General features: G+C 48.5%; 12 protein-coding genes. 3 read left to right on the plus strand and 9 right to left on the minus strand.

What is annotated here, in order from left to right; translation table 11 throughout:
* Positions 1-8 precede the first annotated feature (8 nt).
* The 7 genes from FN808_RS03665 to FN808_RS03695 form a co-directional block, all read right to left on the minus strand.
* Positions 9-1,460 carry an NADH-quinone oxidoreductase subunit N gene (locus FN808_RS03665; protein ID WP_142713197.1) on the minus strand — a complete coding sequence of 484 codons (1,452 nt, stop codon included), beginning with the start codon at positions 1,458-1,460 and terminating at the stop codon, positions 9-11.
* 5 nt (positions 1,461-1,465) lie between these two features.
* On the minus strand, positions 1,466-1,756 hold the full coding sequence (locus FN808_RS03670) for a 4a-hydroxytetrahydrobiopterin dehydratase (RefSeq protein ID WP_142713198.1): 291 nt from the start codon (positions 1,754-1,756) through the stop codon (positions 1,466-1,468).
* 7 nt (positions 1,757-1,763) lie between these two features.
* Entirely contained in the window at positions 1,764-3,371 is a 1,608-nt protein-coding gene (locus FN808_RS03675) for a complex I subunit 4 family protein (RefSeq protein ID WP_142713199.1), read from the minus strand.
* Between the two features lie 12 nt (positions 3,372-3,383).
* Complete coding sequence (gene nuoL / locus FN808_RS03680) at positions 3,384-5,405, minus strand: NADH-quinone oxidoreductase subunit L (RefSeq protein WP_142713200.1); 2,022 nt, start codon at positions 5,403-5,405, stop codon at positions 3,384-3,386.
* Between the two features lie 290 nt (positions 5,406-5,695).
* A complete protein-coding gene (gene nuoK, locus FN808_RS03685) occupies positions 5,696-5,998 on the minus strand; it encodes an NADH-quinone oxidoreductase subunit NuoK (RefSeq protein ID WP_142713201.1) in 303 nt (100 codons plus the stop codon).
* Positions 5,991-6,515 (minus strand): NADH-quinone oxidoreductase subunit J family protein, encoded by a 525-nt coding sequence (locus FN808_RS03690; RefSeq protein WP_142713202.1) that lies wholly within the window; start codon positions 6,513-6,515, stop codon positions 5,991-5,993. The genes nuoK and FN808_RS03690 overlap by 8 nt, the downstream gene beginning before the upstream one ends.
* 101 nt (positions 6,516-6,616) lie before the next feature.
* Positions 6,617-7,432 carry an undecaprenyl-diphosphate phosphatase gene (locus FN808_RS03695; RefSeq protein WP_142713203.1) on the minus strand — a complete coding sequence of 272 codons (816 nt, stop codon included), beginning with the start codon at positions 7,430-7,432 and terminating at the stop codon, positions 6,617-6,619.
* An 83-nt stretch (positions 7,433-7,515) separates the two neighbouring features.
* Between FN808_RS03695 and FN808_RS03700 the strand changes: the two genes are divergently transcribed.
* Complete coding sequence (locus tag FN808_RS03700) at positions 7,516-8,523, plus strand: AAA family ATPase (protein ID WP_142713204.1); 1,008 nt, start codon at positions 7,516-7,518, stop codon at positions 8,521-8,523.
* Between the two features lie 156 nt (positions 8,524-8,679).
* Here the strand turns inward: FN808_RS03700 and rpsA are convergent, their stop codons facing one another.
* Both rpsA and cmk read right to left on the minus strand, forming a co-directional pair.
* Complete coding sequence (gene rpsA, locus FN808_RS03705) at positions 8,680-10,677, minus strand: 30S ribosomal protein S1 (RefSeq protein WP_142713205.1); 1,998 nt, start codon at positions 10,675-10,677, stop codon at positions 8,680-8,682.
* Between the two features lie 67 nt (positions 10,678-10,744).
* Positions 10,745-11,401, minus strand: a complete 657-nt coding sequence (cmk, locus tag FN808_RS03710) for a (d)CMP kinase (protein WP_142713206.1) — start codon at positions 11,399-11,401, stop codon at positions 10,745-10,747.
* Positions 11,402-11,555: 154 nt separating this feature from the next.
* Here cmk and rpsT point away from each other — a divergent pair, with 154 nt between their 5' ends.
* On the plus strand, positions 11,556-11,807 hold the full coding sequence (gene rpsT, locus FN808_RS03715) for a 30S ribosomal protein S20 (RefSeq protein WP_142713207.1): 252 nt from the start codon (positions 11,556-11,558) through the stop codon (positions 11,805-11,807).
* 18 nt (positions 11,808-11,825) lie between these two features.
* On the plus strand, positions 11,826-13,346 hold the full coding sequence (gene gpmI, locus FN808_RS03720; RefSeq protein ID WP_142713208.1) for a 2,3-bisphosphoglycerate-independent phosphoglycerate mutase: 1,521 nt from the start codon (positions 11,826-11,828) through the stop codon (positions 13,344-13,346).
* Positions 13,347-13,463 lie beyond the last annotated feature (117 nt).

Consider the following 13,463-nt stretch of genomic DNA (forward strand, 5'->3'; position numbering starts at 1 on the left):
CTTCTCTTTTACGGCATGAAACTACTGGCTACCCAGTCACCCGAATAGTAAGAGGACAGCAGGTCATGCAATCCGCCGAAGGCAACACCAAAGTAAATGGTCATAATGGCCAGTACAATGAGCGTGGCCTTGTATACCGTTCCGGCCTGAACAAACGAGACATCCTTGTGAGGTTCTCGAAAATACATGTAAACCATTGGCCGGAGGTAATAGTAGACACTTGCAGCACTTGCCAGAACACCGACAACGGCGAGACCAATCATCCCCGCGTTAATAGCAGCGGCAAATACCAGGTATTTCCCGAAGAAACCGACCAGCGGCGGGATGCCCGCCAGTGAAAACAGGAATAGCGAGAGCATGACCCCCATGATGGGTCGTTTAAATCCTAGCCCCGCATAGTTGTTGATATCAGTAAAATCCAGTCCCTGTTGCCGTTCATAATAAGCAACAATCCCAAAGGCCCCGATATTCATGATTGAATAGGCCAGCAGATAGAAAAGAACTGCACTGTACCCTTCCGGTGTTGCTGCAGCCAGTCCCACCAGGAGATAACCGGCATGGGCAATACTGGAATAGGCCAGCATTCGTTTCATATTATCCTGTACCAAAGCAATAACATTACCCACGATCATGGTAAAGATTGCAATGACCTGAAGTACATTTGACCAGTCTGCGGTTTCTGCGGGGATCATCTTAGAGACAATCAGTATAAGGGCTACAAATGAGGCCGACTTGGAAGCTGTAGCCATATAAGCAGTAATGGTGGTAGGAGTCCCCTGGTAGACATCGGGCGTCCACATATGAAAGGGAACAGCAGAAATCTTGAAGAAAAAGCCGATGAGAAGCAGCCCAGCGCCCACAACAAATAGAACATCAGTATTGGCAGCCTGGGCAATTTCTGGAATACTTAGCGTTCCGGTAGCTCCATACAGCAAGGCCATTCCATAAAGCAGAAAACCCGTAGAGAATGCCCCCAGCAGGAAGTATTTGAGGGCTGCTTCCGCCCCTGTTTTCCGTTCTTTAATCAGACCAGCCAGTACATACAGGCAAATCGACATGGTTTCAAGACCAACAAAGATCATAATCAGGTTATTGGCACTGGCCAACGCCAACATTCCCGAGGTTGCAATAAGCACCAAGGCATAGACCTCGCCATCGTCATGTTCTATCGCCTTAAGATACTCACGCGAGATTAATACACAGAAGAGCGCCCCAAAAAGCACGACGGTATTACCAAATGCAGAGACCCCTCCATAGGTAATCATGCCAGACCAAGCCTCACCCACCGGACCAAACATATCGATAATGGACAAGCTCAGGCTGGCTACCAGGGATATTATGGTTAAACCGTAAATACCATCATGATCGTCTTTGTAGGAATCAATCAATAGGGCAATAAGTCCGGCAGCGCCTGCGATAACACCGGGCAAAAAAGCGTTAAGATCGTTTAAATAATTCATGCAAATTAGTTGTTATGCAGTGACTCGATGGTTTTTGCAAGTGCAATATCTTTCTCAGTAACCTTTCCACCGGCATCATGCGTGCTCAGTGAAATTTCTACCGTATTATAAACATTGAAAATCTCCGGATGATGCACCTGCTCCTCAGCCTCGTACGAAAGACGGGTTATAAAGCTCATTGCATCCCGAAAATTATCAAATGAAAATTCTTTGGTCAGCTTGTCATCCTTGTATTCCCATCCCGGGAGTTCATTCAGTTGCTGATCAATTTCATCTGTTGAAAGTGGCTCAGCCATGACACTATTACCTGTTTTTGGTTTGAGATGCCAGTTCATTGGTGACGTCATACAATGCAGAAGCCCACTCCGGCAACTCCTCGGCTTTTGCGGACTGTTCGATCGCCAGTCGCTTTTCCTGCGAAGCTTCCAGCAGTTCGTTCACCTGCACTTCGGAGTACTGGGTAAAATCAACCGGGCGAATTCCAATCCAGAACATTAATATGACAAGTGGTACCAAAATACCGATTTCCCGGGCATTCAGATCCTGCAGCTTCTCATTGACCTTGTGTTTGAGCGGCCCGAACATCACCCGCTGATACATCCAAAGCATATAGACCGCAGCAAGGATCACTCCGAGAGCTGCAAATACGGCGAAGGCATTCTGCGGAATAATTTCAGAATTGAAAGCCCCGTTGAGAATAAGGAACTCTCCGATGAAACCGTTCAGTCCGGGCAGCCCGATCGAGGCCAGCGTCGCAATCATGAACATAACTGCAAACACGGGGATCACCTTGGCAATACCGCCGAAATCATCAATCATCCGTGTATGCCGGCGATCGTAGATCATGCCGACAATGAGGAAAAGAGCCCCTGTCGACAAGCCGTGATTAACCATCTGCAACAATGCTCCCTGAACACTGATGGTATTTACTGCAAAGAGCCCCAAAACAACAAAGCCCAGGTGACTCACGGAAGAATAAGCTACCAGTTTTTTAACATCCTTCTGTACCATGGCCACCAAGGCGCCGTAGATGATACCCACGACAGCTAGTGCCCCCATGTAAGGGGCAAATTCTGCAAAAGCATTCGGAAAAATTGGAAGGCAAACGCGCAGCAGTCCATACGTTCCCATTTTCAGCATAATAGCCGCCAGTACCACTGAACCCGCTGTAGGGGCCTCAGTATGGGCATAAGGCAGCCAGGTGTGAAATGGGAACAGCGGAACTTTAATACAGAAGGCCAGTGCAAATGCTGCAAACAAGTAGGTCTGTTCAACCAGGCCAATTTGATAAGCTCCGCTTGAAAGAAAACGCCAGTCTGTACTGAAACGGACCCCTTCCATGACCGATCCGGCGTCGTACCCAAGGTAGATAAGACCAACCAGCATGATGAGCGAACCCACCAGCGTATATATGAAAAACTTGACCGTGGCATGAATACGCCCCTCCCCGCCCCAAATTCCTATCAGGAAGTACATGGGAATCAGCGAAAGCTCAAAAAATACGTAGAATACAATAAGATCAAGTGAAGCAAAAACCCCCATGGAGGCCGTCTGGAGGAGCAGAAGCATGGCATAGTAACCTGCCAGATGTTTTTTGACCGAATTCCAGGAAGACAGAATGACAATGGGCCCCATAAGGGTTGTGAGCATAAACAGCAGAAGGCTTAATCCATCCAGGCCCACCAGGTACTTAATATCCATACCCTCAATGATCGGCGCCCCCTCCGTGAGAAATTGTGCCGTTCCCGATGCAGAGATATCAAAATTAAAGATAAGCAGCAACGACAGAAGGAAGGTCAATGCTGTGGTTACCAGACTGATCCATTTGGTGGCCTTGTCGTTTCGGGCAACCAAGATTCCGGCAATGCCTGCGAGAGGAAGATAAATACAAATATTTAGAAGTAACTGCATCTTACAATTAATTTACAGGATCAACAAACTTAAAACGATAAGAACTCCTACAACGAGGGCGAGGGCATAACTGCTGGCAACCCCTGTCTGGGCATAGCGGAATACACTGCCAAACAGTCGGATGATGCCTCCTACCGCATTTACAATACCATCGACAAATTTCATATCAAACTTGGCCAGCCCTTTGTCCGAAAATCGAACCAGCGGATGAACAACAAGACCTTCATAAAATTCGTCCAGGCTATACTTCTCTTTCCAGGTCTCATAGAATACACCATAGCGACCAGCCAGACGGGCATCCGACTCCTCCGTAGCCCCGCTGCCGTACAGGCGATAAGCCACATACAGCCCGGCAACGGCTACAAGAACAGAGATCACAAGCAGCGCCCACTCCAGGGAGTGAGACAGTCCAAGCTCGTAATCAGCCGTTACCGTATGCAGCCAGTTGTGCAACAGGTTAATATGCGCCTCTTCATGGGTGAAGGTAGATACCAGGAAATTGGGAATACCGATAAAGCCGCCCACTACAGAAAGACCGCCGAGGGCCCACAGTGGAATAGTCATCGTGCTGGGGCTCTCGTGCAGATGCTTTTCAGCCCCGGCAGCCTCTTCGATCTTCTCCGGAAGCTTGAAGGAACCATTGAAGGTGCCGAAAGTGAGACGAAACATGTAGAAAGCCGTCAGAAAAGCAGTAATTATTCCTACTCCCCACAGAAGAAAATACAGGGGGCCGGCAAACTCGGTGAAACCTGCATTGAAGGTAAAGGCCAAAATTTCATCCTTCGAGAAGAATCCGGCCAGTGGCGGAATACCGGCAATAGCAACCGTAGCAATCAGGAATGTCTTGTAGGTAGATGGCATATACTCTTTCAATCCGCCCATGAAACGCATATCCTGCGGATCAAAATGTACTTCCTTGCCCTCCTCATGAAGGCCATGTTCCACATGCTCCATCGCATGAATAACAGAACCAGAACCAAGAAACAAACAAGCCTTAAAGAAGGCATGAGTCACAACGTGAAATATCGCCGCGGTAAAGGCGCCCGATCCGAGAGCTAAAAACATATAACCCAGCTGTGATACCGTGGAATAGGCAAGCACGCCCTTGATATCGTTTTGCGTAAGCGCTATGGTCGCCGCTACAATAGCAGTCAGCGCACCGATCGCGGCAATGATCACCATAACCTCCGGGGACATGACAAACATCGGGGAAAGCCGGGAAATCAGGTATATTCCGGAAGTAACCATCGTTGCTGCATGTATCAGTGCCGAAACAGAAGTAGGTCCCGCCATGGCATCGGGCAGCCACACAAAAAGAGGGATCTGGGCACTCTTGCCGGTAGCCCCGATAAACATCAGAAGACCAATCCAGAACTTCGCATCCGAAGGTATGGCATCCAGGTTAGACAGAATGACATCAAACTGGAGGCTTCCCACGAACTGGAAAGTCATAAACATGGCGACGAGAAAAGCGAAGTCTCCCACCCGGTTGTAGAGAAAGGCCTTTTTAGCGGCATCCGATTTGGCCATGTCGGTATACCAAAAACCGATCAGCAAGTAGGAGCAAAGCCCCACTCCCTCCCATCCCAAAAATAACAGCAGGAGGTTGTCTGCCAGCACCAGATTCAGCATGGCGAAGATAAAAAGGTTCAGGTAGGCAAAAAACTTCCAGTAGCCATCATCGTGCCACATGTACCCTATGGAATACAAGTGTATCAAAAACCCAACACCGGTCACTACCAGCGTCATCACAATCGAAAGCTGATCAATCTGATATGCGATATCCACGCTGAGTGTCCCGACATCAATCCAGGTAAAGAGTTCCGCAATGACGGGCGCTGTCTCCTGCCCCATATTCAAAAAGAAATAAACCGCAATGACAAAAGGTATAAAGACGGAAAGGTTTGCAATAGCACCGATCATCCCCTTGCGTTCTCGGAAAGAATCAGAGCTTAGCCCCATTAGTCCATTGATGAGAAAACCCACCAACGGGAGGATGATAATCAGACTTGTAAGCGTAGTAGCAGAATCCATTTAAAAGATTTTTCAGTATTGTATCCTTACAAAATTTCTGGCCCAAAAGTAGCCAATACCCCGATTTTTCCCAAGGGGAAATTATCAGATGGCAAAGATACAAAAAAGTGAGTGAAGGTAAAGGACAGGATTTGCAATTATTCGGAAATTTCACCTATTTAGTTGCTTTCTAAATTAGGTACTGAACCTCCCAAAAACATCTGCCCAAACGGCTGTTTATCCCACCGCAATATCTTGCTTATTTGCCACCACTCCCCTGTTCAGCGGGTGGATTCACTCCCCGGTAATCCCTACCAGCGCAGAAGGTTTACCCGGCTGATATCGACAGAGAGGTTGTTTCTGAAAATGGCAATGATGATAGCCAGCCCCACGACCGCTTCGGCCGCCGCAACCGCAAGCGCAAAGAAAACCAGTATTTGCCCATCAACATTACCATAGTGGCTGCTGAATGAGATGAGTGACAGGTTTACGGCATTGAGCATGAGCTCCACACACATAAAAATGACAATTGCATTCTTGCGGATGAGTACCCCCACAATTCCGATGCAGAATAAAATTGCACTAAGAGCTAAATACCAATCTATACTAATCATTTTCGTCAGTGACGGGCTTAGTTTTATGCTGTGCTACCATCAGGGCTCCATTCACGGCAGCGGTCAGAAGCATAGCAATTATATGAAAAGGCAGTGAATACTTTGTGTAAAGGACATCCCCGATAGCCTCGACCGTCCCGGCCTGGGTCATCTGTTCAGCCACAACCGGCAGGGTATCGGTCAAGCTTCCAATACTGTAGATAAGCTGGGAAAAGACGCCCACTCCCAACAGGAAAGCCACAAAATATTTGATACGGAATTTGCTAAACAACTGCTCTTCATTCTCAAGGTTGAGCAGCATAACAACAAACAGAAACAAGACCATGATGGCCCCGGCATACACCAGGACCTGGATAATCGCCAGAAACTGTGCCTTAAGCAGCAGATATACTCCCGAAAGCGCTATCATGTTCAATACCAGAAAAAGCGCGCTGTTGACGGCATTTTTGTTAATCACCATCGCCAGTGCGGAGGCAACAGCCAACACAGCTAAAAAGATAAAGGAAAAAGTAATCATGTCATCCAATTTGTTTCAGTGGCTTCAAAGGTAGATAAATTTAAAAACGGCATCAACTCAAATTTGGGTGAAATTCTGTTCAACCTTCGCCCATGGTGTATCTACCAAAAATATACAAGGCCAACGGCACCCAGTATCCAGCAGTACCAGGCAAAAGGATGAATTCCCTTGCTGCGAAGCAGAATAATTAAGTATTTCAAGGCAAAATAGCCGGATACAAAAGAGGTAATAAATCCGACAAGGAGTCCAAAAAGGGTATCGAAGGGAACGCCCGATTCGGCCATCTCAAAAGTTTTAACCAGCATAGCCCCCGCGATAACCGGAATAACCATCAAAAAAGAGAAGTTTGCCACCTCTTCCCTCTTGATACCCAGATACAACCCCAGCGAAATAGTAGATCCGGATCGGCTGATCCCGGGAAGGATGGCGAAGGCCTGGGCCAGCCCTATCCCGAGAGCACTGCCCGTACCCAGATCATTCGGGTGGTCTCTGCGAAAACGGGTACTATATAAAATGGCGCCGGTAACCAGCAGCATGATGGAAACCGGGAACGGCCGCAAAATGGTATTCTCTATCATCTCCTCCATGGTAAATCCCACCACAGCGGCAGGGATCATACTTATCAGAATAAACCATGAAAGCTTAATATTATTATCGCTTTTGTATCGTTGTCTTATCTCTGAGGGATTCCGAACCAGTTTCCAGAGTGATGAAAGAATAGCGGCAATTTCCTTTTTATAATAAACAAGGATGCTACAGAGGGTTCCAAAGTGTACAATGACCTCAAACGTAATATTTTTCTCAAAATCTCCACCCAGCAGCTCTTTTCCCAGTACCAGGTGTCCCGAACTGCTGATGGGCAGAAACTCAGTCAATCCCTGAATTAATCCTAATAAAAAAGAATCTATGATTTCCATTTCTTAACTTAGACCGTTTATATTTTCTGCGCCGGAAAATAGCTATAACACAATCAAATTCTAAATCAACCATTAAATTTCTCATGTCCAATACCACGACGTCTGTAGATATGCAAGCATTGGGAGAAAAAATTGAAAAAACCAGTGCCTTTATTGAAGATATTTATTCTGAGCTAGACAAGGTTATTGTAGGACAGCGATATATGATTGACCGCCTGCTGGTAGGCTTGCTGGCCGATGGACACGTGCTGCTGGAGGGCGTGCCCGGACTGGCCAAGACCCTGACTGTCTCCTCTCTCGCCAAAGTTATCAATACCGAATTCCAGCGCCTTCAGTTTACCCCGGACCTTCTGCCGGCCGACCTTATCGGTACACTCATCTATAACCAGAAAGAAGCGGAATTTACGGTTAAGAAGGGACCTATTTTTGCCAATATAATCTTAGCAGATGAGATCAATCGTTCTCCGGCCAAAGTCCAAAGTGCTCTTCTTGAGGCTATGCAGGAACTCCAGGTGACCATCGGAGAGACGACCTATCCGCTGGACGAGCCCTTCCTGGTACTGGCCACCCAAAACCCCGTAGAGCAGGAAGGGACTTATCCCCTGCCCGAGGCCCAGGTTGACCGCTTCATGATGAAGATTCATATTGACTACCCCTCCGAGAGTGAAGAGCTTGAGATTATGCGGCGCATGGCCAAGACAGGAAAAAAAGAAGAGCTGAAGCCCGTGATTACGACCGAAAAGGTGCTGGAGGCCCGCAAGGTCGTGGATCAGATCTATATTGATGAGAAAGTCGAGCAGTATATCATTGACTTGGTTTTTGCGACCCGGAATCCTGAAAAATACAATCTCGATGAACTTTCGGGACTGATTAATTTTGGCGCTTCGCCTCGCGCATCCATCAACCTTAACCTGGCGGCCCGGGCTCATGCCTTCATGCAGCATCGCGCCTATGTGACCCCCGAGGATGTCCGCACTATTGCCATGGATGTGCTCCGACACCGCATCATTCCCACCTTTGAAGCCGAAGCCGAAGAGGTTACCTCCGAGGACCTCATCTCAAAAGTGATGGCAAGTATTCAGGTTCCCTGATCGCCCCCCTGAACCGTAACAGGCAGCGCCGAATGCTGTAGCCTCATACACATACCCCCTTTCCTGTGCCTGTTACAACCAACTGGTATAAAAAAAGGCTCAGTGCCGCAAAGCACTGAGCCTTTAAATTTAACAGGAAGATTATGAGTTCAGAAATTATTCCTGCTCATCATTATCATCATCCTCCTCTTCCTCTGCTTTATCTGCCTCCGACTGCAATCTTTCAGCAGCTTCGGCCTTTTCGCGGGCAGCCATCTGCTCTTTCAGGTCAGCAAGGCCCGACATTTCTCCAAGAGTTGGAGTGCCGGTCTGCGGAGTTGACTGCTTGGAACGGCTTTTCTTCTCGGTCGAGGATGCTTTCTTGACATCCTGTTCGCGCTGACTGAGCGTGATGTTCTTGTTGGTCTCATCAAGCTCAATCACAAACGCTTCGACCTCGTCTCCCTTGGCAAAATGCTCGGCCGGATCGCTTCCCGCCTCGGTTTTGCTGGCCGGGATAAAGCCCTGAAGCCCATGGGGCAGTGAAACAAACACGCCCTTGTCCGTAGTATTGACGACTTCACCTTCTACCTTGTTCGTGCCGCCATACTCCTCTGCGAACTCTTCCCAGGGATTTTCTTCAATCTGCTTGTGTCCAAGGGTAATTCGGCGATTTTCAAAGTCAATCGCTAAAATAACCACTTCAATCTCTTCATCCTTGTCGATGATCTCGTTCGGATGATTGACTTTCTCCGTCCAGCTCAGGTCGGAAATATGAATAAGTCCATCAATACCGGGCTCGAGCTCGACAAAGACACCAAAGTTGGTAAGGTTTCGAACGGTTCCCTTGTGCTTGGATCCAACGGGATAACGCTTGTCAATCTCCTCCCAGGGATCTTTCTCAAGCTGCTTGACACCGAGTGAAATTTTCTTTTCCGGCTCGTTCACATTCAGTACCACACAGTCGATGATGTCATCCTTTTTAACAAGCTGTGAGGGATGCTTGATGTGCTGGGTCCAGGACATCTCACTGATGTGGATAAGACCTTCCACACCTTTCTCAAGTTCAATAAAGGCACCGTAGTCGGCGATGGAGACCACACGTCCCTGAACCTTGATATTCTCAGGATACTTGAGATCAATTTCATCCCATGGATGCGGCTGCAGCTGCTTGAGTCCGAGCGATACCCGCTTGGTCTCGTCATCAAAATCAATGACTGCAACATTCAGGCGCTGATCCAACGAGACGATCTCACTGGGATGCTCCACCCGGCCCCAGGAGAGGTCCGTAATGTGCAGCAGGCCGTCGACGCCTCCAAGATCGATAAATACACCGAAGTCGGTAATATTTTTGACAATACCTTCGAGGACCTGTCCTTCCTCAATCGTGGAAAGAATTTCTTCCCGCTGTTCTTCAAGGTCAGACTCAATAAGCGCACGGTGTGATACAACCACATTTTCAGCGTGCATGTTGAGTTTGACTACCTGGAATTCCATGGTCTTTCCTACATAGGCATCGAAGTCGCGCACCGGTCGCACATCAATTTGCGAGCCCGGCAGGAAAGCGTCAATTCCCATGATATCGGCAACCATACCTCCCTTGATACGCCGCTTGATGTATCCTTCAATAATTTCGCCGGTTTCGGAAGCACGCTCAATGGTCTCCCAGGCATGCAGAATATCGGCCTTGCGGCGGGAAAGGATGAGCTGGCCCTCCTGGTCTTCAACCTTGTCCAGGAATACATCCACTTCGTCCCCGGGTGCAAGGTTCTCAACAAGCTCGTCAGGGAATTCATTGGTCTGTACAATTCCCTCCGACTTGAATCCGATGTCAACAATTACATAATCTTCATCAACGGAAACCACACGCCCGGTTACAATCTCTTTCTCTTCTATCTCATTGAGCGTATTCTCATACATGTCTGCAAGCTGATGAAACTCTTCATCAGTATAGTCCTCTGAAGCGGCCTGCAGCTGGTCATAGGTGTAGGTTTCAGCTTCATCAATGTCTCCGGAGAATGAGGGAACCGTTTCTTTTACAGGCTCCTGTTTGGCCGGTGCCTCTTCTTCAGCCTCGGCTACATCAACCGTCGTTTCTTCGACGGTTTCTTCCGCGACGGCGGCCTGCTCTTCGGTATTTTCCTGGTTTTGTTCTTGTTTTAGTTCGTCTGTCATTACTTGTATTAGTTAAAATTACCACACTCTGAATCATTCAGAGTGGGATTAGAGTTAGTATTGTAGTTTATCGTTTGATCAGGTCACTAATATACAAACAAATTTGATCGACCTGTTGTTCAAAGCTCAAATTTGTAGTATTAATTTCGATGGCATCCTCCGCTCGCTTCAGCGGATCAGCCTCCCGGTTCGCATCCTTGAGATCACGCTGCTGGATATTGCGCCTCACCTCTTCCAACGACAAGGCCGGGTTGTCGGGTTTCCGCTCATTATAACGCCGGCGGGCCCGCTCCTCAATATCTGCCGACATAAAAAACTTCAGATCAGCATCCGGGAAGACCGCCGTTCCAAGATCTCGCCCCTCGGCTATATAGATTCCGTCTTTTACCGCTTCGCGCATCAGGTGATTCACAAATGTTCGAACCCTGGGCAGGGCAGCCACTTCGCTCACATGTTCGGCTACCTCCGGCGTACGGATGCGGTCGGTTACCGCGGCATCATCCACTGCGACATGAAACTGTCTGTCGCAGTAGCGAAAGCTGATCTTCGCCTGGTCTAACAACTGAAAGAACACTGTCTTATCCCGGCCTGCCTGCAAATATAGCAGCGTCACTGTTCGATAGAGAGCGCCGGAATCGAGATATTCAATATCCAATTTATCAGCCACAGCCCGCGCTGTCGAACTTTTACCCGAGCCGGCCGGTCCATCGATCACTGTGATCATAATGGAAAGTCTCCTAAATTACCCTTCTTTTGTTAATTTTTCAATGATTTCTTGTTTAATGATTCCAGAAATTTTAACTTTGGGCTCTTTCTGAAATGGCGAAGAAGATGATACGAATTAATTTGAAGAACTGATAAGAAACTCTTAAAAATCTATGCCACAACATAAATCTGCGATAAAACGCGTTCGACAAAGCGAAAAACGTCGTCAACACAACCAGCCACAGCGATCAAAAATGAAAACGCTGGTCAAAAAGGCGCTTGAAACAACCGACAAAGAGCGAGCAGAGGAAGCCGTAAGAGAAGCTACTGCCTATCTGGACAAACTGGCAGCCAAAGGGCTGATCCACGAGAATTTTGCGGCCCGAAGAAAATCAAAACTGGCGAAACACCTGAACAACCTGTAATTATAGGCTCCCCTTATCTTGGCTGACTCATCATCGAAAGCTCTTCTGGTTATTCTCGACGGCTATGGTATTGCAGAAGATCCGGCCGTCAGTGCCGTCGACCAGGCAGAAACGCCCTACCTTGATGGCTTGTTCCGCGATTATCCCAACTCCAGGCTTACGGCCAGTGGAGAAAAAGTAGGATTGCCCGAGGGACAATTTGGCAATTCCGAAGTCGGCCACCTCAATATTGGGGCGGGACGCATCGTTCCCCAGGAGCTCACCCGCCTCAACACCGCCATTGAGGATGGATCTTTCTTTGCAAACGACGTACTCTGCGCAGCTGCCGAAAAAGCCAGAGAAAACGGGCGCATCCATTTAATGGGTCTGTTTTCCGATGGAGGGGTGCACAGCCATAACAACCATCTCTTTGCCCTGCTTCGAATGGCCCGGAAAAAGGGTATTCCGAATACCTATGTGCATGCTTTCACCGATGGGCGCGACACCGATCCGCATGGCGGCTTGAATTATGTGAAAGAGTTTGAGCAGCAGGCTGCCGAAATTGGGACCGGTACCATCGCTTCTATTGTGGGCCGCTACTATGCCATGGATCGCGATAACCGGTGGGAGCGCACGAAACTGGCGTATGACCTGCTGGTTCATGGAAAGGGAGCATCTTTTGATACGCCGGAGGAAGCCCTGCAGGCCTCCTACGAGGATGAGGTGACTGATGAGTTCGTCAAACCCAAACTTATCAATCAGTCACCGGATTCACGTATCCAAAAGGGCGATGTCGTCATCTTCTATAACATACGGGGCGACCGGGCACGGCAAATTACCCGGGCTCTTATCGAACCGGGCTTCAGCGAGTTCGAGGTTGAGGACAACCTGAACCTTCATTATGCCACTTTTACGGCTTATGATGAAACCTTTGACGTTGAAGTTGCCTATCCCCCGCTCCGACTCCAGAATACCCTGGGCGAGGTCGTCAGCCGTCACCACCTGAACCAGCTCCGGATTGCCGAGACGGAAAAATATCCTCACGTCACCTATTTCTTCAACGGCGGAGAGGAGGAACCTTTCGAGGGTGAGGAGCGCATCCTTATTCCAAGCCCGAAAGTGGCGACCTATGATCTTCAACCCGAAATGAGTGCCCCCGAAGTTGCGGATACTCTCTGCAAAGAGCTGAAGACGGAAAAATTTCACCTGGGGATCCTAAATTTTGCCAACCCCGACATGGTCGGACATACCGGTGATATGCAGGCGGCGATACGTGCGGTTGAGACCATTGACAGCCAGCTCAAGAAAGTTGTTGATACCGCCACTGACCACGATTACAAAATAGTCATCATCGCCGATCACGGGAATGCAGATCGTATGATTGATGAAAATGGGAACCCCCATACTGCGCACACTTCTGCACCCGTGCCCGCGCTCATAATAAATGAGCCGAAAGCCCAACATATGCACGACGGCATTCTTGCGGACGTTGCTCCCACCCTCCTCAAATTAATGGATCTTCCCCAACCGCAAGAAATGACCGGCTCCCCCCTGTTTTAACTCGCACATCAGTCCTTTCCCGGTCCTCAAATGCCTTGTGAGGCCCCCAACATATTTGGACCTGCAGCAATCCGGTACAAATTTTATTTTTCTGCTCATCGGAGGGTAAATCCACTC

The sequence above is a fragment of the Fodinibius sediminis genome (assembly GCF_900182555.1).
Lineage (GTDB): Bacteria > Bacteroidota > Rhodothermia > Balneolales > Balneolaceae > Fodinibius > Fodinibius sediminis.